Raw genomic sequence first — 24,520 nt, 5'->3', positions numbered from 1 at the left:
CGGGGGTTGGGTTACCAACAAGAGTCGATGCAATCTTTTCAGGCCCGACGCCGGCGCGAGCACAGGGCGCTCGCCAGAACAAGCGCACCCGCGAGTGCGACATAAGCGGAGGGCTCGGGAATGGCGGAAACCGAGAGCATGCCCGCGTTGATGCCCGACGCGGCAAAGGTGAAGCTGAGTCCGCTGCCGTTGGTGTCTGTTCCGGTCCAGATACCCGAACCGTTATTCGTGAGAGAGGCGAGATAGCCGCCCGTGATACTGACGTTGCCCGCCGTGGTGCCGAAGTCGCCAGCCAGCGAACCCGTGGTGGCGGTGAACAGATTGAAGGTTTCACCACCCGTGAGAGAAGCCGTGATGTTGATTCCCAAGGTGCCGCCAAACGTGAGCGCACCGGCGGTGCTCGTCACCGTAGCGTAGTTCGTGCCGGCCACGCCGGTCGCCGCCACGCTGATCGAGTTAGCTCCGCTCATCGTGAAGCTGTTGGTATAAACCAAGGTGCCAGCACCGATTGAGGTTCCGCCGCTGTAGGTGTTCGCACCGGAAAGCGTCAGAATGCCAGAGCCATTCTTGACCACGGAACCGATGCCGGTAATTGCACCCGACAGCGTTTGAGAAACGGAGCTGTTGTAGGCAAACGTGCTGTTATTCGCAATCGCGCCCGCATAGGCGCCGCCACCGAGGTTACCCGCTCCTCCAATCATGAGTGTGCCCGCGTTAATCGCCGTCGCACCGGTGTAGGTATTGAGTCCAGTGAGCACCAGCGTGCCTGAGCCCGACTTGGTGAAAGCGCTGGGATTCGTATTGTTTCGAACAATCGAACCAATCGTCAGCTGATCGCTGCTACCATTGACGCGCACCACCAATTCAGCGCCCGAGGCGCCAGACTGCAAGATGCCGCCTGTGCCACCAAGCGTGGCGTTGCTGTTGCCGCTGGAGAGAATACCGTTGGTGCTTAGCACTTGGCCCACGGCAGACATCGTGAGGCTGTTCGCGTTGAGGTTGATCGTGTTGGCCGTCGCAGTCGTCTGCGCAGTGATATCGCCCGTCACACTCACGTTGTTGGAGATGGTCGATGCACCAATCGTCGCGCCTGTCGGAGCCACAAGGTAGCCGGTGTCACCAACACCATAAGCCCTCACAAAACCAGTGCTATCATAAGCCGCATAGTTGGAACCGTTATAAAACACTCCTTTGTCGATGAGCGTTCCCGCAGTCGGCCCCGAAGTGAACTTGATGATGTTGCTTACGCCGTTCGTGCCGCCAGTGGTTACAAAATTGCCAGTGGCACCGGCAGTGCGAGCAGTCAGCGAGGCAAATGTCAGCGTGCTGCTGGTGGCCCCGCCTAAGGTGGACAACACCGTGCCTTGACCAGCGCTGAAGGCCAGCGCACCAAGGTTCTGGGCCTTGACGCCGCTTGAGCTGGTATTGTCGTAGTTAAAGGTGCCGCCGTTACCGTTAAAAGTGAGTGCGCTTGCGGCCAGACTGCCGGTATTAGCATTTAGCACTAAGGTGCCACCGCTCACCGCAGTCGTGCCAGTGTAGGTGTTCGCACCGGACAGTGTCCAGGTTCCGAGTCCAGCCTTGGTCACACCGCCAGTAGTGGTTCCGATGATACTGGTCACACTGCTGCCGGTAGCTATTCCGTCCAGAGTCAGACCAAACGTGGCACCCGTGATCGTGCCGGCGTTCGTAAGATTGATGTTACCGTTGGCCACAATTTTGCTGGCGGATCCCAATGTCAGCAACCCGCTATAGTTCACTCCCGTCGCACTGCTGTTGCGCAACGCACCAGCCGTGGAGGTGCCGCTCGAGACCCCGTTACCGTTCAGGGTAAGGGCTTCCGCGTTAGTGAGTGTAAAGCCGTTTAGATCCAGCGTGCCGCCGGAATTGACCGTTGTTCCAGCCGCCACGGTGCCGAGAGGACCGTTGCCGCTACTGCCCGACGCACCTAATTTAAGGGTGCCGGCCGCGCCTACAATGGTAGCACCAGTGTAACTATTATTACCGGCCAGCAGCCAAGTGTTGGCTCCGCTCTTAGTCACAGCGGTTGCTCCACTGCTGCTGTCAACGATCGCACCCTGAATGCGGTTATCGATAGTCGACTCGCTGCTTCCGCTGAGGGTCAGGGTTTTCGCGCCAACACCGGTCGCGGTTAAATTACTGCTGAAGACAAGGGCGCCGGTTCCGTTAGCGGATATCGCGGCCCCACCCGTGGTTCCAGCGAGGTCTACAACGCGATCAGTGGTTTCTCCTGAACCAGTGTAAGACAAAGTTCCTGCGGAGGTCGTGGCTCCAATGCCGATTGTTCCATTACCCATCGTGACCGGAGCGCCCAGACTGCTACTGGAAGTTCCGCCCACCACACTGTTCAAGGAAGAAACCGTCAGAGTGCCCGCCTGAATCTTGGTCTGACCAGTATAGGTGCTTTCTCCATCGAGCATCAGGGTGCCTGGACCAATTTTCACCAACGAACCCGTGCCGCTCAGCACGCCAGAATAGGTAGTGGCCTTGCCCGCATCAGGGGTGGAAACAGTCGCAGCACCATTCCAGTATGTGCCCAGATTACCAACGGATAATGTCACCGCGTTGCTAGCATTATCCATCAGGTTCAAATTACCACTTCCACTCAAAGCTCCAATGGTGAAGGCATGTGAACCTACCGAAGAGTCAAAAATAATTCCTCCCGAGGTCAAAGTGCTATATTGCAACGCCAAGCTGTTCGACAGAGTCAACGTGCCTTCAGAAACCGAAGTAAATCCAGTAAACGTATTGGCGCCAGAAAGCTTAAGATTTCCTGCGCCTTTCTTGTAGAGTGCTCCCACTCCCGTAACGAGCCCCGCGCTGGGACTGGAGATAACCCCGCCCACCGTCAAATCCGTGCCAGTGGCCACGTCAAATGTGCCCCCGAGGGAATTCTGACCGGCGTTCAAAGCTACGGCACGGGTGCCGAGATTTAGGGTCGCGGTGCTTTGCAGCGTGCCTCCATTGAGTCCCACCGAATTAGCCGTGTTACCCAGATTGGCATTGCTGCTGATGCTCAGGGTGGAGTCGTTGACCTGCGTAGTCGTGGTGTAGGTGTTGACACCCGAAAGGGTGGTCACTCCTGGACCGACAATAGAAACGCCAGCGGTGCCGGTGATCACGCTGCTGATGCTGCCACCCACGAGATTCGAATAAATCACACCCGGCACATTAGCTCCCAGTAATGCATCAAAGGCCAGCGTGCCACCGTTGATCGAGCCACCATTTAAAATCACGCCACCCGGCAAGGATGAAGCGTCACCGATCGTGAGCGTATTACCAGTGCCAATCGAAAGCACGCCGGCATTCCTCAAGGCAAACACCTTTGTAGAACCAGGAAGAGCAAACCCTGCGGTGGTCACATCTTCAACGTTAGCAAATGAAGGTGACCCGAAGTCCGTGTCGGTGTAAACGCCCGCAGCTGTGAAACCGTTGGTCGCATTGTAAGCTAGGAACGTGCCGTCCTTGTTCGCGTTGGAATCCTGTCCAATGATCGCAGCACTCGCGATACCGTTGGTGGTGGCGACGCCACCGTTTACGATGAACTTCTCACCGGTCGCAGTGCCGAGAGCCGCCGTCCCGCTGGCCGGAGTGATGATCAAAGTGCCGTTGGTTCCGCGAACCAGCACGCTGTTAGCTGCTGCTGCGCTATTGCCCGCCGTGTAGGTAAGGCTGGTGTTGGCGCCCTTGTCCAAATTCAGCTGGGAATTCGCATTGAAGATGAATGTGGACCCGGCCACCGCATTTGCGCCGCTCACCGCGACGTTCGCTCCGCTACCGTAAGGAGCGATGCTGAGCTTACCTCCGCCAAGCGTGACATTACCCGTTCCGAACGGCGTGCCGCTGGTCTGCGTCCCCTTGAGTGTTCCAGCATTTACTGTCGTGCCGCCACGATAGGTGTTCACACCGCTCAAGACCTGCGTGTTTACGCCGGTTTTAATGATATTCAGGGTGGACTGAAAAGCATCGGTGATCCCACCCGAAAAGGTCGTCGTTCCCGTATCGTTGAGGCCGTTGATGGTAACCTGAAAGACACTGCCGCCGCCGTCGTTCGTGTTACTCGTCAGAAGGCCGTCTCCCGAGAGGCTGGCCAGGGTGAACTTCGAGCCTTGAGAATTAGTAACTGTGGCCCCTCGGGAAATAGTCACCGCATTCGGGTTCGTGGTTTGGAAACTTTCATTACCCGTCGGCTGGCTGTTCAGCGTCCAAGTGCCACCGGCAAAATTGATCCCTCCGCTGATATTCAGATTGGCGCCCACAAGCCTGGTGCCCACTCCGTAAAAAGTCGCTCCCCCCGTGCTATTAATCGCCAGACCGTTGCCGTCACCGCTGACACCAAAAAAGCCCATCAAGGCATGGTTCGAGCCAAAGTTCAAAGTTCCGACGGCATTATTCATGCCGGTGTTTGCGATAAATCCGCCCGCACCAATTATGAAGTTGTCACTGCTTGAGAGAGGCGTGGTCGTAATGCGCAAAGCATAGGCCCTGACAGTCGTGGCCGGGTCTGCACTAAGACCGACAATATTATTCGATCCATACGTCCCGGTAGTCGCTGCATCCACAAAACCATTGGCTCCATAGGTCAGAAACGTCTTGTTCGTCCCATCAATAACAGTCCCCGTAATCATGCCATTGACCGGGGTCAGCGAGATCGACCCGGGATTGGTCACAAACACCTTTTCACTGACACCCAGATTGGCCCCCGCGCTCGGCGTGATAAACAAAACACCGTTCGTGCGGTTCAATGAATCAATCGTAACCGAAACAGGCAGGGGCTGTGTGGATGATCCCTTGGCCAACTTAATTTCGTTCTGACCTTGAAAGGTAACGGCTCCGAGGGAGACCGCCATGTTTTGGCCGGTGGTCAAAGCAGTGGGACCCGTGCCGAAACCGAGAACACCGTTGTTCAGCGAAATAGCTCCCGATCCAAAAGGTGTCGTAGCTCCAGTCAGATTCGTTTGCAGAACACTGGCTGAAGTGCCCACCCCGCCGATCACTGTAGTTCCACCGTTGTAGGTTCCGGCCACCCCAAGGTTAATCGTTCCCGGAGTTCCACCGCCACCCACAACCAGGTTTCGAGATCCGCTCAACAGGGAATTAAAATTCAAGGTCCCATACCCGCCGCCAAGACGATAGGTCGTTCCGTTCGGAGTCAGGATTCCCGAATACGTGCTGGCCGAAACACCACTCGCTCCGAGACTGACATTGCGTCCGGTCAAATCCAGATTGGTGCTACTGGTGACGCCGGCCATCGCCACCGTGCCGGAAGACAGAGTATTCAGACGCGCAAAGGTCGCGGCGTCCAAAGCATAGGCTGTGGAAAGCGTGCCTCCGGAATTAACCAACGTGTCCGCACCCGATCCGCCGAGAGACGCCAAGGATCCCAACTGAAGAACGCCGGCATTGATGGTGGTCGGTCCGCCGTAAGTATTGGCGCCGTTCAAGATGAGGGTTCCCGTGCCTGCCGTGGCACTTCCGGCCAAGGTCAAACCATACGTGTTCACTCCGTCATCAATCACACCACCCACGGTGAGCGCATTGCTCCCGTTGTTGGTGGCAGAGATGGTAAGAGTGCGATCACCGCCCAAGGTAACCGCCCCGGTGCCTAGGTTCAACGCGCTGGTGGTGGCATACTGGTTGCCGCCAAAAGTGAAATCTCCGTTCCAGCTTTCAGCATGGGTATTTAACGTGATCGCCGATCCACTCGTGTTGCTCAGAGAGCCGCCGTTAATGGTAAGCGCGCCTCCGTTACCCAATGCCGACGCATTATTGAGACTTAACCCGCCGGCATTTAAGATCGTGCCGCCGGTGTAAGAATTCGTGCCGGCTAAAGCAATGGTTGAGGTGCCGTTTTTTGTGAGAGTCGCTGCACCGTTTCCGTCACTTAAAATGCCACTATAATTAAAGGTGGAATTACCGTTTCCCTGCACCACAAGGGAGCCCCCATTAATAGCTCCATTAACCCCGATCGTGTAGCTGATATTTGTGCCCAGACCGGTATTGTTAGAATTGAGATTTATAACCGGCGCGTTGGCACCATCGACTGAAAAGGTAAAGGACGGGCTGCCGATGGCCCCGGCCGCAATCGTGTAAATACGATTATTAAATTGGGAGCCAGATCCACTCAAAGTCAGCGCATTCAGTAAGAAAGGTCCGGCTATGTCATTTGTAGTGGTCGTATTGGCGTTAATGGCTCCGCTAAAAACCAAGGTCGTATCCGTCGCACTGCTTGGGGCAGCCGCACCAGTCCAACGCGTGCCCGCCGACCAGACATCCGCAGTCGTGCCATTCCCGGTATAGGTAAACGTCGCGGCTTGAACCGAGGTCGAAAAAAGCGCCAGGCCACTGATCGACGCCAATACGCTTGAGGCCATCGACAGGCGTCCACGAAGCGTGCGCGCAGAAATAACGAGCCGGAATTTCACATTCATAATTTCAGGGGTAAGAGCGGAGGGGAACCGCAGGGGTAAAACTTTACTGAATCTCAAATGAACCGACTTGGTCGCGGTTGATAGGCTATTCCCCCTACAGAGCGAAAAATTTCACAAAGTGTTTTAAACATTTGGGAACACGGCCAAAAGCAGCGTGCTTGCAACAGGGCGTTCCTTGATAGCCGCGTCGCAACTTCACAGTATTAACTGCCCTCAATCTCACTTGAAGATGACCTCGTCGCAATGCCGGGTCAGGAGTTCGAGTTGTTCAATCGTGGTGACCTTTGTCTCACCTAAATACAAATCCTCGATGACCACGCCCTGAACAGGTTTGTCGGCGGACGCACCGCCCAACAACGAAACCACATAGCCGTTGTGCCCGGGCGGATGGTTCACGCGGATGTTCTTAAACGTCACACCTCGAATCTGGCCACGCTCTTCATCCTTCGTAAAGCGGCTCTTGAAAACCCGGAGGTCGATCAACTTCCCCCAGTAACTTTCGACTCGAATGTTTTCCCAGCGAACATTCTCAATGAGCGCACGGTCGCTGTTGTGCATGGCAAACACCGCGCCGTCCCCACCCTTGGTCACCACATCAATGTTCTCGAAGACGATGTTGCTCACGCGGTCCGCGCTCAGCTCAAAGCCAATCTCCATGGAATTCCCAGGCTGTCCCTTGTAGAAAACGCAGTCGCGCACGGTCACGTTTTCAATGTTACCCACCCAAGGCAGATAACCTTTTCGTGCGATGGATTTGATGGCGATGTTGTCGTCGTCGTTGCGAAAAAAACACTGCTCGATGAGCACGTCACGTGAGCCGCAAATATCCACTCCGTCGGTGGACATGACTGAGCCGATTTGTTTCACGCGCCGGATGTGCGCATCACGACTCGCGCCGATCACAATCATCCACGACGACGGGTGAATCATGATGATATCTTCGATCAAAATACCCTGAGACTCCTCGAACACGATCGACCGCTTCTCCTCTTTCTTCGCGAAATTGTAGTAACTGCCATCCAGTATTCCGCGGCCCGCGATGCGCACGTGCGAGGCCTTCGGCGCATGCAGATTTCCTTTCACGACCGCGCCGCCTTCGATGTAAAACGTCTCGCCCGATTTCAGTTTAAAATCACCGATTTCGTAAACCTGCCCCGCTGCGAAATAGTGAAGACCCGGATCTGATTTCGCCGGCCGGTTTCGCTCGATCGCGTTGGCGTAAATATAGAGATCAATGAGCCCCGGAACGGAGACGCCCAGATATTGAGGTTTCTCAATCCTGAAGGTCATCACGCGGTCATTGATTTCAAAAGCCACGCCTCTTGAAAGCGGTCTCACGGTCGCCTTGGCCATAAGGCCGGTCGCTTCGATGCGCAATTCCACCGGTCCGTCCGATTCAAACGTAACGAAATCCGCATTGCCGCCCTGCAACACCTCGACCGGCTGGCCGTTGGCCCAGACACGATAAACCGCCGAACGCGCCAAAGACCGCGGGTGCTGATACGCCACCACCGGCTGCAGAGAATCTCCGGGCAAATCAGAACTCTCCGCAGCCTTGCTCGCGCCCGCACACGCGAAGGCCAAAATCCAGAGCAGTGATTGCACCCCGACCCGTAAACAAGTTTTCACGTTAAACAGATCAGCCGGTGGATCAGCCTGCTGGCGTCAGCGTGATCATCGTCGCGCCGGGCACCGCATCGTAGCGGGCCTCGCCGTTTTCAACGGGAACCGTGACCTTCGAGGTGCCTTGGACGACCTGGCATTTTTTCCAAGCGGCAGGCACCTGCGTGATCAGCGTCAACGGCTGGTCATAGAGCGCGAGGTTCACATCGGCAGTGAGTAATACCCGGATTTGCGCCGGACCGTCGTTTTTGAATTTCACCTGAGCCTTGGCGCGGGCGGTTTCATATTTGTGGACCGAAATGGTATCGGTGATCCACAGCGAGTCGCGACGAGTCACCAACCCATCGAGCAGCTGGGTGAACTCCGCTTGCGGGAAAACGATCCAGTCGCCACCGACACCATGGAAGATGATGTATTCCTGCGTGCCCTTGCCGATCGCACGGTCAACCGCAGCCAGCACGTCGCTCGCGGTGCGATACGCAATACCACCGCCATGCCCGCCGAATTCAGGACGGCGCACGAGGTTGTTCTTGGCCAAGATCGAATCGATCTCGGGGCCGCTGATGGCGTTCTTCACGCCGCCCGGATCAGCATAGGAAACCAGGCGCGGCGATTTCCCTGGAAACAGGCGCATGATCGTGGCGTTTGCATCAGCGATTTCTTTTTCCGCGTCAGTCACGGACGAGAAACCCTTGTGATTGATCGTGTGGTTTCCGTAAACGAATCCGGGGATCGCCGGCACCGTCGTTTCCCAAAACGCTTTGTTTCCCTGGTAATGACCGGCCGCTGGAAAATTATAAAATGTCGCGGCCAGTTCGCGTTTCTTAAGTTCAGGCACGGCGTTGCCGACTTGCGAAGGACACGCGTCGTCAAACATCAGCATGAAGGGGCTTTTCTTGTCGTCCTTCCATTGTGCGATGCGGGTGGTGCCCGTCTCGGCAAACGCAGCGAACGGACTAAGCACGAGAGCCAGACAAGTAATGAGTGCGGATGTTTTCATAGGGTAAAAGATGAGCTGGGGGTTTAATTTCCGATGACTGCGATCACACGTGTAACCGCGTTGAGTGCCGACAAGGGGAGCAAGTTACCTTCGATGCGTTCGCCATCGACGAGCAGGTGAGAGACGCCGCGATTAAGTTCGTTCGGATTACGCACCTCGACGTGCACTTCGCGGCCACGGAACAGACGGCGCGCCTTAAAACCGGGCCAGGTGCTCGGAATACACGGATCGATGCGCAAGCCGCCGGTCTCGGGGCGCAGTCCAAGAATGTGATTCGTCGCCGTGTAATGCGCCCAGGACGCGGTGCCCGACAACCAAGGCACGCGTGACATGCCAAACTTTTTCGAGAACTGCGAGTGGGTGCTCTGGCAATGCGCGAACGGTTCGATCTCGCGCTTCTCGATCTGATCATTTTGCGCCGAGGGCATGAAGGAGCGGTAGTAGTCATAGGCCTGATCGCCGTCCCCGGCCATGATCTCGGCGAGCACCGCCCAGCTTTGCGTGTGGGAGAAGATACCGGCGTTTTCCTTGTTACCCGGATTAAAGAGCACGGCGCGCATGACCTTGACCGGAGTCTTCGCAAACGGCGGAGCGCACATCGCCACACCGTAGTCCGAGGCGAGCAGCTTCTTCACGGAGGCCAGCGCACTCTTCGCCTGGTTCGTGTCGGCATAGCCCGAAAGAATCGCCCAGCACTGCGTATTCAAATAAATGCGACCCTCCTTCGCCTTGGCCGATCCGTAAACCGTTCCGTCCTCGGCGATGGCCCAGATGAACCACTTGCCGTCCCAACAGGTTCGAGTGATGGCACGGTCGATTTTCTTGAGTTCGGCCAGTGCCCAAGAGCGTTCACGCGTGAGTTTTTTCGCACCGGCGATCTCCGCATAGGTCGCAAGACCGAGACGCACTTGGAACGCGACGAAGACGGACTCGCCCTTATAACCGAGCTTAAGGCAGTCGTTCCAGTCGGCGAGCAGTCCGCAGGGCAGACCGTTGCGACCGGTGCGCGCGAGGTTGAACTCCAGCGCACGGCGCAGATGACCGAGGACAGTCGCCTTGCCCTTATCGGCAAACGGCACGACTTCGTCATAAAAAGCGCTGTCTCCCGTCTCGGCGACGTAGGCAGGGATCGTATTGAAAAACCACAGGCAATCATCGCTGCGATAATTTCCCGGCGGAGTCGGTTTCATCTGGCCCGGCACATGCAACCACGGACGCACATCAGGCTGCGCGCCGCCGGAAGCATCCTGGCCCGAGAGCATGAGCACGAGGCGTTCGCGCACGATGTCCGGCACCATCGCGACCACCCCGAGCATGTCCTGCACGGTGTCACGGAAACCGAAACCGTCGCGGTGTTCACCGGTGTAAACGAGCGAGCACGAGCGCGACCACTCGAGTGTCACGAGCGCGTTGTAGGCGCCCCACGTGTTCGTCATGTGGTCGAAGTCGGCATCGGGCGTTTCAACATGGAGCGTTTCGAGCAATGCGTGCCAATGAGCCTTGAGCGCGGTGAATTCCTTTTCGCACGCGGCGGCGGTGCCGAACTTGCGGCGCGTGGCACGGCCTTCGCGTTCGCTTTTACCGATGCCGAGCAACACGAGCACCTCGCGTGTTTCACCGGGCGCAAGCTCGATGTCGCTCTGGATGACGCCACAGGTGTTGTCAGAAAAACCGGCACTGTTGCCGCAGGTGCCGCGTTCGACTGCAAGCGGCCGGTCGTAACTGCGATAAGAACCGAGAAAGGAATCGCGGTCGCAGTCGTGGCCGGCGATGTCGCCGCCGACGAGAGTCATCCACCACCAGCGCGATTGGTCGCGATTGGCGAAGTTGGCTTTATCCTCGGGGAGACGCGAACAGGACGAAGCGCGGATGAAGCCATCACGCCAGGCGGCCTCGCCGATATATTGGGTGTATTGAAGATTAAGCAGGTCGTTGAGCAGGTTCCACTCGGTGGTGAACTCGGCACAGGCAAATACGCTCAGACGGCGGGGCTTGGTGCCGGTGTTCGTGACGCGTAAACGCCAGTATTCAAATTCCTGATTCAGCGGAATGAAGTAGAGCGACTCTGTTTTGATTCCCGCGTAATCACTGGTGATATCGGCGTAACCGGGGCCGAAGCGTGTCTCGGTGCGATAGCGGTCCAGCGGCTTGGCGACCGGTTGCCAGGCGGACGACCAGTAATCGGCACTGTCCCGATCGCGCAGATAGAAAACACGTCCGGGTTGCTCCGCCGGAACGGAGTTGTAGCGATGACGGAGGATGCGACCTTCGGCCGGCGAACGGGTGAAGGAATAACCGCCGGCATTGTTAGTCACGATGCCGCCGTAGCGACGAGAACCGAGGTAGTTGGACCAGGCCCGCGGCGTGTCGGGACGGGTGACTACGTATTCATGGGCGGCGGAATCAAAGCGTCCGTAATTCATCGAGAAGGCTGAGTGTTGTTATATAAAAATTACTGAGAGCTTAAGGACGTCCGGCAGCCCGTCGCTGGAGCTTCAGGCCGAAACCCCACACACGACCGGCAAGTCACCGGGATGGGCGACGTGCATGAAACGTGCAGCCAAAAGGCCGGCGATAAGCAGACGGGAAAGGGGCATGGGGTGAAGGGTCGAGCCAGCGATTTAAAGCGGCACGAATTCACGTTAAGCCGTAAGCATCACTCCTCGGCATGGCGGATAAATTTTTCGGCCAAACTCGATTATTTAATCTATTTGTTTGAACAACCGGCCGCCCGCCTACGTGAAATCATAATAGCATAAACAATTCCTTCGCGCGCGTTGACACCGGCTGCGACTCCCTTGTTTAAACATTATACCCCTATGTCCTTTGGCCGTCTTGTTAACGAAGCCGATACCCGCCTGCGCGAATGGCTGGATACTTCCGCCCAAAAACCCGGCACCCGCCTGCCTTCAGAACGTGCGCTCGCCGTGCAGCTCGGCATTCAACACTACGCACTCAATCGCGCGATGGCCCGTCTCATATCGGAGGGGCGCGTCGAGCGTGAAGGCTACAAGCTCACGGTCGCCGCCAGCACCCGCATCGACGCCGGTCTCACCTGCCATCTGGTGATTGCCCAACGATCCGTTCATCTCCCGAGCTACAAGCGCGTCGCCAAGGAAATGGGCGTCAAACTCGTTGTGCACACCTGGCAATCCGCCGACGAAGCTGCCTTGGCACTCGACCGTCTGGATAGCCGCGACACCGAGGCCGTCATCTTCGATCCGCCCTATGTGGCGCCCGTATCGTTGTGGGAACCGATTGCCGCCCGTCTGCTCAAACACGGCATACCGGTGGTTGGCATCGGCCAGTCGTCGGCCGCCATTTATTCGGTTAACAGTGACAATCTTCATGATCTGGAAATCGCCATCAACCACCTGCTCAAGCTGGGGCATCGCGAAATAGGTTTCGTCACCGCACCGCCCACCAATCCCGGAGCCATTGAGGTGCTTTATGGCTGGGAGCAGATATGCCGGCGTAACCAACTCAATAAATCCGCCAGTCGCATCTACCTGCAAACGAATGCGCGCCTGAAAGAGGAAGCCGTCGAGGTCGCCGATCTGCTGGTCAACTCATGGAGGGAAATCACCGCTTTGATCGTGTTCTCCGGATTGGATTACAACGTCCAGTTGCTGCAGGAACAGTTACACCAGAAAGGACGGCGCGTGCCCGCCGAGTTGTCGCTCCTGTTTATCGGCGCCTCTAAATCTCCGGCACACGCCACAATTCCGGTCACCAGCCTGACCATCGACGTGGCACTCTTGCAGGAAACCGCTTTCAATCTGGCCCAGCGCGCGACCCGAAAGAAAAAAAATCTAGGTATCCTGCCCCCACCCTGCTCCGTGCTCATCCAGTCGCAGTTCATAGCACGCAACTCCACTCGGCCCCCGGCAGTCCTCAACGATACATCTCCTGAACCAAAGGAAGACCCCTCGATCGCGTCACACACGGCCAGCCGAAAACTCCAGCCTCCCGCCGAGATCGCACGCGCACTCGAATCCTGCCTGCGCATGGCCTACCCGCTGGCAGCAAAAGCATCATTGTCCGAACGCCCGCGTTTCGCGCCGATTGATCTGGGAACGCTTGTAAACCGTCCGCTCAACTTTCGCCGCGGCTGGCTCGGCGATCTGCCGCTCAAACAATTCCCCCCCGGCCCTCACGAAATCCATGGCGTGCCGTTTAACATCCTTGGCGGCCCGCGCCGCTCGGATTGCGGAGCCATTGTTTTCCACTCGGCGGTCAACACCACGGGGAACTCTCAAAAATTGCCCGACACATTGATCATCCCGATCAAACAAAAAGTCCGTGCCGTCTACATCCTCCACGGCTGCGGTTACGCGAAATTTCTGCATCCCTTCGCCCGTTACCGTTTCCTCAATCGCAAGACCTGCCTCGGAAATGTGCCGCTGGTTTCCCTCGGTCAGCCACCGCCCGACTACAACCCCTCGCAACAGACCACCGACGCCGTCACTCCCAACATTCAGGACTGGTGGCCCGATTTCCCGCACATGGATTTCCCTGGCGCACGCATGGCGCCTATCATGGAAAGCGAGGAGGCCGGCCATCTGCCGAGACACGTCTATCTCTACACGCTCGAATGGATCAATCCGTCGCCCGACAAGATCGTCGACAGCCTCGAAGTGTCCGTCGACGCCACGCTTTCCACGACTCTCGGCGTGCTCGCCGTGACGGTGCTGAAACCTTAGTCCACTGCCCCAACCCTGCCGCGCACGCGGCCAATCCGCACACCCGACATTCTGTATTTAATTTATAGATACAGAATAAAACCACCGGCCGCCGCCCCACCAGCCCGTTCGTTCAAACCTGTGTTTTAAAGTAGGCGATGGTGCGCTTCAGGCCTTCTTCAAGCTGAACGTTGGGCGACCAGTTGTTCAGGTATTTTTGCGCGAGCGTGATATCGGGGCGGCGTTGTTTCGGGTCGTCGGAAGGCAACGGACGATAAACGATCTTCGATTTTCCGCCCACGAGTTTGAGGGTGAGCTCGGCCAGTTGCAGCATCGTGAATTCACCGGGATTGCCGATGTTGATCGGGCCGACGGTCTCGGTCTGGTTCATCAGGCGCACGAAGCCCTCGATCAAATCGTCCACGTAGCAGAACGAACGCGTCTGCAACCCGTCGCCGTAAATGGTGATATCTTCGCCCTTGAGCGCCTGCACGATGAAGTTGGAAACGACGCGGCCGTCGTTCGGATGCATGCGCGGGCCGTAGGTGTTAAAAATACGGACGATGCGGATATCGACTTTGTTCTCGCGGTGATAATCGAAGAACAACGTCTCGGCGACGCGCTTGCCTTCATCGTAACACGAGCGTTTACCGATCGGGTTCACATTGCCCCAATAGCTTTCGGGCTGCGGATGCACGCTAGGATCGCCGTAAACTTCCGAGGTGCTCGCCTGAAACACGCGCGCCCGCACGCGCTTGGCGAGACCGAGGGCGTTGATCGCACCCATGACCGAGGTCTTGGTGGTTTTGATCGGGTTGAACTGGTAGTGCGGAGGCGAGGCCGGGCAGGCGAGATTGTAGATCTGGTCCACCTCGAACTTGAAGGGATCGATCACATCGTGGCGCACGAGTTCGAAGTCGGGGCGCCCGTGAAGATGCGCGATGTTGCTCTTCCGGCCGGTGAAAAAATTATCGAGACAGATGACATCGTTGCCGTCTTTGAGCAGACGATCGCAGAGATGAGATCCCAAAAAGCCGGCGCCGCCAGTCACGAGAATACGCATGATGGCGACAGTCGATAAGTTGGCCGCACCTAAGTCGAAACCAAACTGGCGCAACCGCGCCAGTGATTACCGGGCGGCCGCACCCGTTTCGTAACGTTCCACCCAGGCGCGATACCATGTCCCATAATCGCCCGCCTCGATGTGCGCGCGGGCCTGCGCCATCAGATCGAGGTAGAAATGCAGGTTATGCAGCGTGCACAACGTGCAGGCCAGGATCTCGCCGGCGACGGTCAGGTGGCGCAGATAAGCGCGGGAAAACTGCGTCGTGTAGTTATTGATCTCCTCGCTGATCGGCCGCGGATCCGCGCGATACTTTTCGTTCTTCAAATTCATCGGTCCGTCGGGCGTGAAGACGAGGCCGTTGCGGGCCACGCGCGAAGGCAGCACGCAGTCGAACATGTCCACGCCGAGCGCAACCATCTTGAGCAACTGCGGCGGCGTCCCGAGGCCCATCGTGTAGCGCGGTTTGTCCACCGGCATGAACGGCGTGGTGGCGCCCACCTGTTTCAACATCTCGGGCTCCGGCTCGCCCACGCTCACTCCGCCCACCGCATAACCGGGAAAGTCCAAGGCCGCGAGCGACTCGGCCGCTTCGCGTCGCAGGTCGTCGTAAGTCGAACCCTGCACGATCGCGAAGACATGGTGACCGGCCGCCAGAAAGCCGTTGTCCGTGGCGATCTCCTTGCACTTCACCGCCCAACGCAGAGAACGCGCGCAGGCCTCGGCCGTCGCGTCACGGTCGCAAGGCCAAGGCGGACATTCGTCGATCACCATCGCGATATCGCTGCCGAGATTTTGCTGGATCGTCATGACCTCGCGCGGGCCGAGAAACAGTTTTTTGCCATCCAGGTGCGACTGAAACTCCACGCCGTCGTCGTGCATCTTTCGAAGCTTCGCCAAGGAAAAGACCTGAAAGCCGCCGCTGTCCGTGAGGATCGGTCCGCTCCAGCCCATGAATGCGTGGAGGCCGCCCAGCTCTTTGATCAACTCACTCGTTGGACGCAGGTTGAGGTGATAGGTATTCCCGAGAATGATCTGAGACCCGATTTCGCGCAGGTGCGCGGGCGTGAGAGACTTGACCGTGCCTTGGGTGCCCACCGGCATGAAGATAGGCGTCTCGATCACACCGTGCCGGGTCTGCAACCGGCCGCGTCGGGCTGCGGTCGCCGTGTCGGTCTTCAAAAGTTGGAAATGGTCGGGCATCTCCCAAACCTACCGCCATGCTTGACCCAAGTGTCAACCCGCGAGGATAGTAGGTTACTTACATCCGCCGTGCTGCTCGTCATCGACAACTACGATTCGTTCACTTTCAACCTCGTCCAATACTTCGGTCAATTGGGCGTGGAGCAACGCGTGTTTCGCAATGACGAGATCACGCCCGCCGAAGCGCTCGCCCTCAACCCCGACCGCGTGCTCATTTCCCCCGGCCCTTGCTCCCCCGTGGAGGCTGGCGTCTCGCTCGACATGATCGGCGCTTTTGCCGGCAAAAAACCCATCCTCGGCGTCTGCCTCGGCCATCAGTCCATCGGCCACTACTTCGGCGGAAACGTCGTTCGCGCCGACCGTCTGATGCACGGCAAGACATCCCCCATTCTCCATAAGGATACCGACGTCTTCAAAGGCCTGCCTCAGGGTTTTGCCGCCACTCGCTATCACTCCCTGCTCGTCGAGCGCTCCACATTCCCGGCTTCCTTGGAAATCACCGCCGAGACCAAGGAAGGTGAAGTCATGGGCCTGCGCCATCGCGAGCTCCCCATCTGGGGCGTGCAATTCCACCCCGAGTCCATCGCGACCGAGGGCGGCATGAAGATCCTCGAAAACTTTCTCAAACTGAACTGACCCCACCATGCGTTGCCCCAAGTGCACTTCCATCGAGGACAAGGTCATCGACTCCCGCATCAGCAAGGAGGGTAGTTCCATCCGCCGTCGTCGCGAGTGCCTTGAGTGCAGCCATCGCTACAGCACCACCGAGTTCATCGTGCGCGAAGGTATTGTCGTCATCAAACGCGATGGACGCCGCGAGGATTTCGACCGCGAAAAGCTGGTGCGTTCGGCCCAAGCAGCGTGCCAGAAACGCCCCGTCGATGCCGAGCAGATCAGCATGTTGATCGAGGACGTGATCGACGCACTCGAAGCCCAATACGACACCGACATTCCTTCCCGCGCCATCGGCGACGCCGTCATGCAGCGCCTCCGCAAGATCGACGAGGTCGCCTACGTGCGCTTCGCCAGCGTGTATAAGGAATTCCGCGACGTCTCCGAATTCATGCACGAGATAAACGGGCTGGATAAAAAGGTGCCGTCTCACGACTGATGGCCGCCCCCGCCCGCGACGACCTCCGTCGCCTGCATTTCATCAACGCGCTCTTCGCGCATGTCACCGGCCACGACCTCTATCTGGCCGAGCAAATCAAAGAAGCCATCGCCTTCAGTCTAGGCGAACTGGAGAAACAAACCGCCGAGCACCCCGAGTTCGCCGTCAAATACGACGTCGCCTTCAACGCCTCAGCCGCCCGCCTGCTTGAAAGCCTGTTCTCCGGCCAACCGCGCCACGGCTTTTTCCATTGGGACGCGCTGAGCACGCTGACCTCGGCCACGCCGCTGTTTGCACGAGCCGAGCTGATGACGGGGTTAAAGCGCCTCACGCCCTTCCGCGAATCCACGCTACTCGTCACCAACCTGCGCCCCGCCCTCATGCCGCCCGAGAAACGCGCCACCCCGCGTCGCCAGCGCGAATACGAGGACGCCCTCGCCTACATCCGCGACCTCACCGCCGCCCGCACTGCTCCCAGCGCGGATCTCCGGCTGTTGTTTTTGTAAGATCATATTCCGAACTTTGCGCCTTCGCGTCTTTGCGTTTAACTCCGTCCCATGTCGAAGACCCTTTTCCAACGCATCATCGACCGCGAAATCCCCGCCAAAATTGAGTATGAGGACGACCGCTGCATCGTCATCCACGACATCGCCCCCGCCGCACCCGTTCACCTGCTGATCATCCCCAAGTCGGTGATCCCGCGGGTGGGAGAAGCCACAGACTCCGACGAAGCCGTGCTAGGACATCTGCTGGTCACGGCCGGTATCGTGGCAAAAAAAATCGGTATCCCCAAGGGCTTCCGGCTCGTCATCAACCACGGTCCCGATGCCTGCGAAACCGTTCCCCATCTACACGTCCACCTTCTTGCCAAGCGCCAACTCACCTGGCCTCCCGGTTGAGCCGGTCTCCTTTTTCATTCCCCAGGCGTGAACCCCTTTCGCACACGCTTTTTATCCTTCTTGGTTTTCGCGGCCTTTTCCGCGCTTTCGCTCCGCGCCGATTGGAAAGATGACGTCGGCTACACTCGGCTGCAGCAAACGTTCACCGGTGGCGTGCCCACCTCCGTGGCAGATGGAATCACGCAGGCGGAGGCCGGTGATGCTAATGGCAACTTTTACCAGCCTGACTTCACCCACCCCGAGTTCAGCGGAAAAACCCTGACCGTAAAAAGCCCCACCACGGGACTCTCCGGCCACGCCACGACGGTGGGTGCTTACTTTTACGGTGGCTACACCAGCCTGATCGCAGGCACCACAGCCATCGATTCCTACAGTGCCAACGGCTGGCTTAATGCCGACTTCCTGAACTACGGCACGGCCAGCGCACCGCTGCCGGAAACCCGCCGCGTGCAAAACCACAGTTGGATAGGATCCCTCAGCGGAAACAATCCGAGCATCAGCAACGTCAACCAACGCCTCGACTTCGCTATCAATCGCGACGGCTTCACCAGTGTCGTGGGCATGAACAACGGCGCGAGCACCATCCTCCCTGATCTGCTCGGACAAGGTTACCACTCGCTCTCCGTTGGTCTCGTCAACGGCAACCACAGCGCCGGCCTCACGGCTTACGATGGCGCTGGACGCATGAAACCCGACCTCGTCGCCTTCGAAGGAGTAACCAGTTTTTCCACGCCCCAAGTCGCGAGCGCCGCCGGCTTGATCTCGGAAAAACTCCGCAACACTTACTCTGCATCTCTCCTCACGGCCGATTATCCCCGCCTCACCAAAGCACTCCTTCTCGCCGGTGCCGCCAAAGAGCCGCTCAGTTCATGGAGCCGCGAAGATACCGCCAAACCCTACGATGCCGTTTACGGTGCAGGCGCGCTGAACGTCCTGCTCTCCTACCGCATTCTGATGGGCGGCAAACAAAGCGCGTCCGAGACCACCACCGTGGCAGACACCGGCTGGAACGTTACCACTGTCAGTAACTCTACAACCTCAGCCAGTCGCACCTACTACTTTGACGTTCCCGCCGGAACCGCATCGACCCGCTTTTCCGCCGCCCTCACGTGGCATCGTCCTCTTACCTTTTTTTCCGGCTCTTTTTACGTGCCCACTTTAGCCAACCTTGATCTTAAACTATACGAGGTTTCATCCGGCACCTTCACCCTGGGCACTCAACTCGACGCCAGCCTCAGCACCGTCGACAACGTAGAGCACATTTATCAAGCCACGCTCGCCCCGGGCCGTTACGCACTTCAAGTCACGTCCGCCGCCGGCTCTTCCACCAACTACGCGCTCGCCTGACGCACCTCACCCACGGTCACCGTCGCCGCCACGACATCCATCACCAAGGAAATCGACGGCTCCACCGGCCTCTTCACGATCACGCGCACGGGACCAACCTCGTCTCCCCTGCTGGTTCCCCTCAACTGGAGCGGAACTGCCGTATCCGGTATTCACTACAATACACCTCCATCGACGTTGTTGATACCCGCCGGTAGCTCGACCGGCACCATCACGATCACCCCGATCGCCGACTCCCTGGCCCAAGGCGACCGCACCGTCACGTTGCTCGTCTCCAACGACTATTCGTTATCAGCCGGCACCCCTGCGCACGCCGACATCACTATTCAGGACAAGCCCTACGATCACTGGCGTTTCTCACGTTTCAGCACCGAAGAACTCACCAACGATGCCATCAGTGGCCCTGCCGCTGATCCCGACTCCGACGGACAACCCAACCTCCTGGAATATGCGCTCAACGCAGAGCCCAAATCAGCCGATGCCGTCCAACATACGCCCGTCGTCACTCTCGCCGACAACCACCTCACGCTCACCTACCAACGCCCCACCGCCATCCCCGATGTCACCTACATCGTAGAATGGTCTGGCGATCTTCAGACATGGAGCTCGGGGCCAACCGTAACCGCAACCTACACGACCAGCGAAAACGGCGATGGCACCACCACCGTGACGGAAAGATCGCTCAACCCGCAGTCGTCGATGCCCCGCCAGTTTTTGCGCCTGCGTGTGACCCGTCTCTGATTATCGCGCTTCGAAGGTTCCATCTGCCCGTTTCACGATGAGTCGCTTGAGCTCCAGCATCATCAATGTCGCGGATAATTGAGACGTGGGCAGACCGGTTTGTCCGGTAATCGCATCAATCGAAACCATCGCACCACCCGAGAAACACGCGTAAACCTTCTGTTCTTCAGCGGTAAGATTCGAAGCAGCCAAAGCCGTGCCGCCCGTGGTCTTTTCCGGAATCGCCGACGGTCGCAGTCCATCGAGATAGTTCAACTCGCTCAAAATATCGTCCACGCCCGTCAGCAACGTCGCCCCATCACGAATCAATTGATGGCACCCCGCGCTCGTCGCCTGATCGATACGCCCCGGCACCGCAAAAATCAACCGCCCCTGCTCTCCCGCGAAACGCGCCGTGATCATCGAACCACCCGCCACGTCACTCTCTACCACGACGACCGCATCGCAGATGCCCGCCACGATGCGATTGCGCATAGCGAACGATTGCTTGTCCGCGCGTCGGGTAAACGGGAACTCCGACAACACCGCTCCCGTTTCCGCAATCTGCCGGTAAAGATTCAAGTTTTCGGCCGGATATATGATGTCGATTCCGTTACCCAGCACCGCCGCCGTTTTTCCTCCCACCGATAACGCACCTTCATGCGCCGCCGTATCGATGCCGCGCGCCAGTCCGCTCACCACGCAGAACCCCATTCGCGCCAGATCCGCACCCAGCTTTTTGGCCACGCTTTGACCGTAAAGCGTCGTCCGCCGGCTGCCGACAATCGCCACGCTCGGCTGCGAAAAATCATAAGGCCCCTTTCGATATAAACCGATGGGCGCACTATCAATCTCGCGCAACAACCGCGGATAATACCCGTCCCGCTGCGTCACAAAATCCGTGTCGGCCTGCGCCATCCGCTCCTCTTCGCGCGCCAGATCAAAATGCTCGGCCCAACCCGCAATCGTCCCGCTGATCGCCGGTCCGACCCCGCGCACTTCCTCCAGCCGTTGGGCGCCCGCCGCAAACACCGCGCGCGGATCATCACCCAGTTCCGCCAGCAAGCGAGTCAGCGTGATCGGCCCGATATTCGGCAGCGCATTCAACACCAAAAACGCCTGCCGTTCGGTAAGCTCACCTGCATTCATAATCATTATTGGGGTTATTTTTTCTCCAGCACGCCCGGCACCGATGAAGTCACTCCCGCCGCCATCAAGTCCTTCAGCAGCGTTCGCGACTCCTCGCTCAACTCTTCAGCCTGCACCAATTCATCCAAGGTCCGGTAACGAACCGCAAGCGCCGTCGCCCCCTTCTTTCCGACACCGGGCAACCCCATCGCACCAATCAATCGCGCCAGATCCACGCGCCGGCTCTTCTCGATCTCAGCCAGCACGCGCGCCGACACGCCGTCTTCACTTCGCAACCGGTAAATATCCGCCACGCCGGTCAGTTTCTTTTTCGCCACGAGCGTATCAATCAGCGCCGGCCCCAGTCCGCCGATACCCACGCCCGATGGAGAAGCAAAATACTCAATCCGTCTCCGCACCTGCGCCCCGCACTCATTATTCGCACATCGCACCGACGTGCCTTCACGCACGAAAGCCACGCCGCACTCCGGACACTTTTCTGGTAACACATACGACTTCACCTCACTGCCTCTAAGTTCCAAATCTACGCCGACAATTGCCGGAATGATTTCACCGGCTTTTTCCACATAGACAAAATCTCCGACGCGCAGATCACGTCGCTTGATCTCCTCCAGATTGTGCAACGTCGCCCGCGTAATCGTGGTGCCGCCGATCTTCACCGGATCCAACTCCGCCACGGGCGTGATCGCTCCCGTGCGCCCCACCTGCAACGTGATCGCCTTCAATCGTGTCGCGACCCGCTCGGGTGCAAATTTATAGGCAACCGCCCAACGCGGCGCATCCTCGCCCGCGCCCAATTCAAGTTGCTCTGATCGTGAATCGATTTTCACCACCACTCCATCGGTCGGATAACTGAGCCGTGATCGTTCACGACCGAACTCCTCCACCGCAGACCAGACTGCGGCTTCTTTCACCACCGTAACTTTATCAACTCCCGGCAATCCCCACGCCTTGAACCGTGCATGCAAGGCCTGCTGCGTGGCCGGTGGTTTCTCCGCTCCTTCCCACACACCCAAACCATAAAACACCGCGCTCAACCGGCGCTTGCCGACTTCTGCGGGGTCCTTCGATTTTAATGTCCCTGCTGCAAGATTCCGCGGATGCGCGAACGACTCCTCCCCCGCAGCGTCCCGCTCCACATTGATCCGCGCAAATTCTGCGTAATCGATAAACACCTCGCCCCGCACTTCGACCACAGCGGGAGCACCGGCCGGCAACTGACGCGGGATTGCCGTGATCGTCAGCACATTCGCGGTCACATCATCGCCCTCAAGCCCATTACCACGCGTCACCGCGCGCACCAAGTTTCCGCCTTCGTAGGTCACGCTGATAGCCAGTCCGTCAAACTTAGGCTCGATCACCCAGACGACGTCCTCGCGCCGCAGTGTGCGCTCGGCTTTATTGATGAACGTCCGCAACTCCTCCGCGGTGTAGGCCTTCTCCAAACTGAGCATCGGCTGTCGATGGCGCTGCGTCGCAAAGTCACCGCTGCGATCATCACCCATCACGGGTTGCTGCGTTTTTTCGAGCGTCCGCAATTCACGTTTCAACGTGTCGTATTCGGAATCAGTGATCTCCGGTGCCGCCTTCTTAAAATACAGCTCATCGTGCCGCGCGATCTCTGCCCGCAACCAAATCAACCGCTCGTTCGAGTCAGCCGCCGAGAGTCCCTGACTTCCCAATCCTATCAGGACCACCAGCAAAGCCAGCGTGAGAAACCAGCGCCTGATCACCCCGCTCAATGAAATTGCCATTACCCTGCATATGCAGATTGCACGCCACTTAAGCAAGTTAACGCATCATGATCGCAAAACTGCCGGCAAAAAATCGATTAATTGTGTGATGGTGACCGCCACCTGGCCATGCGTTCGCGCCAGATGATCAGCCGCCATTCCGTGCCAGACCACCGCGCGCGCCGCAGCTCCCGTCAAATCCGCCGGAGCCTGGGCCAGCAGTCCACCCGTAAGCCCTGCCAAGATATCACCACTGCCTCCCCTCGCCAGCACCGGACCGCCAAAGAAACCATGATACCGTGTCGTGCCGGAGTGAATACACGTCACCGGATCTTTTTTAATCGTGATGGCCTCCTTCGTGATCGCACGTTCGATGCGCGCGAACTCCCCGGCATGAGGAGTCAAGATACGCGGAGCGGTTCCCGCCGCGACGATGTCCGGTTGCAATGCATCCGCATCGATCACCAACGGCACCGATGATTGCCCTACGATATCTTTCACCAAAGCCATCGTCTCCGCTTCACGACCGAGTCCCGGACCGATCAACAACGCCGTCGCCCGTGCGATCCTGGCCCGCAGCAGATGGCTGCCTTCGAGTGCGAGTCCGCCTTCGGGCGTCTCCGGCCAGCCAACCCACATGGCCTCGGGTGCCCGCGCGGCAAACGCCGCGACCAGAGACTCCGGCACAAACGCCGTGACCAACCCCGCGCCGCTGTGCAAAGCCGCCAGCACGCTCATCAACACCGCACCCGGATAACCGCGCGAACCGCCCACAATAAAAAGATGCCCGTAAGTGCGTTTATCCGACCGCGACGCTCTCAACCCACGCAACGGATCGAGCACCTCGGACGTGAGCACTCGATCGAGTTTGTCACTTATTAAGTTACAAACGGATTTTCCGCCTATCTGGAAAAAACCGAGATCGAGGTAACGTAGGCGGCCGGCGTTGGGTAGCGTGAGAAGCGGTGTTTTCACGATACCAGTCGCATAGGTGAAATCGGCACGGAAGGCATCCGCCTCATCAAGTCCGCTCGGTAAATCCACCGCTGCGCGCAGGCGCACCGGCAGCTCATTTACATCGTGCAGCACCTTGGCCACCGACTCATCCAATGGCGCGCGAAATTGGAAACCAAACACACCGTCAATCACGACGTCGTAGGAGCGCATCTTGGCCGCAGTGCGCTTGGCAGCAGTCGGCTGAAGATCGCGCCACGCGCGTTGAGCCAGCGGACGCAGCGTGCGTTCCCCCAATAAAAAAACCACTTCCACACAGGTCAGCGGATACCGCTCAACTATCCGCTGCGCGGCGATCATCGCATCGCCCGCATTGTGACCTTTTCCCGCGAGCACCAACACCGTGCCCTCATTGGGAAACCCACAGATCTCTTCAAAGTCTTTCAGAATCGCGTCCGCCACCGCACGTCCGGCCTGCTGCATCGCAGCCCACTCCGCCACTTCGTTGCCCGCAAAAAGCGTCGCCTCGAATTCTTTCGCTTCAGCGCAGGTGAGGATCGGGTGCGCGGCGTTCATGACTGAAA

The 24,520-nt window shown here is 58.2% G+C and carries 15 protein-coding genes and 1 pseudogene; 7 read left to right on the top strand and 9 right to left on the bottom strand.

The features are described from left to right. Nucleotides 1–38 precede the first annotated feature (38 nt). The 4 genes from FPL22_RS14450 to FPL22_RS14435 form a co-directional block, all read right to left on the bottom strand. Nucleotides 39–6,452 carry an autotransporter-associated beta strand repeat-containing protein gene (locus tag FPL22_RS14450; RefSeq protein ID WP_144353695.1) on the bottom strand — a complete coding sequence of 2,138 codons (6,414 nt, stop codon included), beginning with the start codon at nt 6,450–6,452 and terminating at the stop codon, nt 39–41. 219 nt (nt 6,453–6,671) lie between these two features. Continuing rightward, nucleotides 6,672–8,057, bottom strand: a complete 1,386-nt coding sequence (locus tag FPL22_RS14445; RefSeq protein ID WP_144353694.1) for a glycosyl hydrolase family 28 protein — start codon at nt 8,055–8,057, stop codon at nt 6,672–6,674. Between the two features lie 46 nt (nt 8,058–8,103). Continuing rightward, on the bottom strand, nt 8,104–9,075 hold the full coding sequence (locus FPL22_RS14440; RefSeq protein ID WP_144353693.1) for a polysaccharide deacetylase family protein: 972 nt from the start codon (nt 9,073–9,075) through the stop codon (nt 8,104–8,106). A gap of 23 nt (nt 9,076–9,098) precedes the next feature. Further along, nucleotides 9,099–11,498 (bottom strand): glycoside hydrolase family 94 protein, encoded by a 2,400-nt coding sequence (locus tag FPL22_RS14435; protein WP_144353692.1) that lies wholly within the window; start codon nt 11,496–11,498, stop codon nt 9,099–9,101. 396 nt (nt 11,499–11,894) lie between these two features. Between FPL22_RS14435 and FPL22_RS14430 the strand changes: the two genes are divergently transcribed. Then, a complete protein-coding gene (locus FPL22_RS14430; RefSeq protein WP_144353691.1) occupies nt 11,895–13,778 on the top strand; it encodes a substrate-binding domain-containing protein in 1,884 nt (627 codons plus the stop codon). Between the two features lie 112 nt (nt 13,779–13,890). Here FPL22_RS14430 and FPL22_RS14425 read toward each other — a convergent pair whose 3' ends face one another. Both FPL22_RS14425 and tgt read right to left on the bottom strand, forming a co-directional pair. After that, nucleotides 13,891–14,820: a UDP-glucuronic acid decarboxylase family protein gene (locus FPL22_RS14425; RefSeq protein ID WP_144353690.1), complete on the bottom strand. Its 930-nt coding sequence runs from the start codon at nt 14,818–14,820 to the stop codon at nt 13,891–13,893. A 66-nt stretch (nt 14,821–14,886) separates the two neighbouring features. Continuing rightward, nucleotides 14,887–16,023 (bottom strand): tRNA guanosine(34) transglycosylase Tgt, encoded by a 1,137-nt coding sequence (gene tgt, locus FPL22_RS14420; RefSeq protein ID WP_144353689.1) that lies wholly within the window; start codon nt 16,021–16,023, stop codon nt 14,887–14,889. 69 nt (nt 16,024–16,092) lie between these two features. Between tgt and FPL22_RS14415 the strand changes: the two genes are divergently transcribed. The 6 genes and pseudogenes from FPL22_RS14415 to FPL22_RS14390 form a co-directional block, all read left to right on the top strand. Further along, a complete protein-coding gene (locus tag FPL22_RS14415; protein ID WP_144353970.1) occupies nt 16,093–16,659 on the top strand; it encodes an anthranilate synthase component II in 567 nt (188 codons plus the stop codon). 7 nt (nt 16,660–16,666) lie between these two features. Then, nucleotides 16,667–17,134, top strand: coding sequence for a transcriptional regulator NrdR (nrdR, locus tag FPL22_RS14410; protein WP_144353688.1), 468 nt, complete (start codon nt 16,667–16,669; stop codon nt 17,132–17,134). After that, nucleotides 17,134–17,640 carry a hypothetical protein gene (locus FPL22_RS14405; protein WP_144353687.1) on the top strand — a complete coding sequence of 169 codons (507 nt, stop codon included), beginning with the start codon at nt 17,134–17,136 and terminating at the stop codon, nt 17,638–17,640. The genes nrdR and FPL22_RS14405 overlap by 1 nt, the downstream gene beginning before the upstream one ends. Before the next feature lie 51 nt (nt 17,641–17,691). After that, nucleotides 17,692–18,033 (top strand): histidine triad nucleotide-binding protein, encoded by a 342-nt coding sequence (locus FPL22_RS14400; protein WP_144353686.1) that lies wholly within the window; start codon nt 17,692–17,694, stop codon nt 18,031–18,033. Nucleotides 18,034–18,060: 27 nt separating this feature from the next. Next, a complete protein-coding gene (locus FPL22_RS14395) occupies nt 18,061–19,380 on the top strand; it encodes a S8/S53 family peptidase (protein WP_144353685.1) in 1,320 nt (439 codons plus the stop codon). 24 nt (nt 19,381–19,404) lie between these two features. Then, nucleotides 19,405–20,121 (top strand): annotated as a pseudogene (locus FPL22_RS14390) (hypothetical protein); the annotation flags it as partial. Here the strand turns inward: FPL22_RS14390 and dprA are convergent. The 3 genes from dprA to FPL22_RS14375 form a co-directional block, all read right to left on the bottom strand. Continuing rightward, complete coding sequence (dprA, locus tag FPL22_RS14385; RefSeq protein WP_144353683.1) at nt 20,122–21,249, bottom strand: DNA-processing protein DprA; 1,128 nt, start codon at nt 21,247–21,249, stop codon at nt 20,122–20,124. A gap of 14 nt (nt 21,250–21,263) precedes the next feature. Next, nucleotides 21,264–22,982 carry an NAD-dependent DNA ligase LigA gene (ligA, locus tag FPL22_RS14380; protein ID WP_238991448.1) on the bottom strand — a complete coding sequence of 573 codons (1,719 nt, stop codon included), beginning with the start codon at nt 22,980–22,982 and terminating at the stop codon, nt 21,264–21,266. Between the two features lie 66 nt (nt 22,983–23,048). After that, on the bottom strand, nt 23,049–24,512 hold the full coding sequence (locus FPL22_RS14375) for an NAD(P)H-hydrate dehydratase (RefSeq protein ID WP_144353681.1): 1,464 nt from the start codon (nt 24,510–24,512) through the stop codon (nt 23,049–23,051). Between the last annotated feature and the right edge of the window lie 8 nt (nt 24,513–24,520).

It is taken from the genome of Rariglobus hedericola (assembly GCF_007559335.1).
In the GTDB taxonomy this organism is placed as follows: Bacteria; Verrucomicrobiota; Verrucomicrobiia; order Opitutales; family Opitutaceae; genus Rariglobus; species Rariglobus hedericola.
The sequence above is the reverse complement of the archived record's forward strand: the minus strand, read 5'-3'. Positions and strand labels throughout refer to the sequence as shown.

Excerpts from the sequence above, each read along its gene's own strand:
- FPL22_RS14450 (WP_144353695.1), bottom strand. The coding sequence starts at position 6,452 with ATGAATGTGAAATTCCGGCTCGTTATTTCTGCGCGCACGCTTCGTGGA.
- FPL22_RS14440 (WP_144353693.1), bottom strand. The coding sequence starts at position 9,075 with ATGAAAACATCCGCACTCATTACTTGTCTGGCTCTCGTGCTTAGTCCG.
- FPL22_RS14435 (WP_144353692.1), bottom strand. The coding sequence starts at position 11,498 with ATGAATTACGGACGCTTTGATTCCGCCGCCCATGAATACGTAGTCACC.
- FPL22_RS14430 (WP_144353691.1), top strand. The coding sequence starts at position 11,895 with ATGTCCTTTGGCCGTCTTGTTAACGAAGCCGATACCCGCCTGCGCGAA.
- FPL22_RS14425 (WP_144353690.1), bottom strand. The coding sequence starts at position 14,820 with ATGCGTATTCTCGTGACTGGCGGCGCCGGCTTTTTGGGATCTCATCTC.
- tgt (WP_144353689.1), bottom strand. The coding sequence starts at position 16,023 with ATGCCCGACCATTTCCAACTTTTGAAGACCGACACGGCGACCGCAGCC.
- nrdR (WP_144353688.1), top strand. The coding sequence starts at position 16,667 with ATGCGTTGCCCCAAGTGCACTTCCATCGAGGACAAGGTCATCGACTCC.
- FPL22_RS14405 (WP_144353687.1), top strand. The coding sequence starts at position 17,134 with ATGGCCGCCCCCGCCCGCGACGACCTCCGTCGCCTGCATTTCATCAAC.
- FPL22_RS14400 (WP_144353686.1), top strand. The coding sequence starts at position 17,692 with ATGTCGAAGACCCTTTTCCAACGCATCATCGACCGCGAAATCCCCGCC.
- dprA (WP_144353683.1), bottom strand. The coding sequence starts at position 21,249 with ATGAATGCAGGTGAGCTTACCGAACGGCAGGCGTTTTTGGTGTTGAAT.
- FPL22_RS14375 (WP_144353681.1), bottom strand. The coding sequence starts at position 24,512 with ATGAACGCCGCGCACCCGATCCTCACCTGCGCTGAAGCGAAAGAATTC.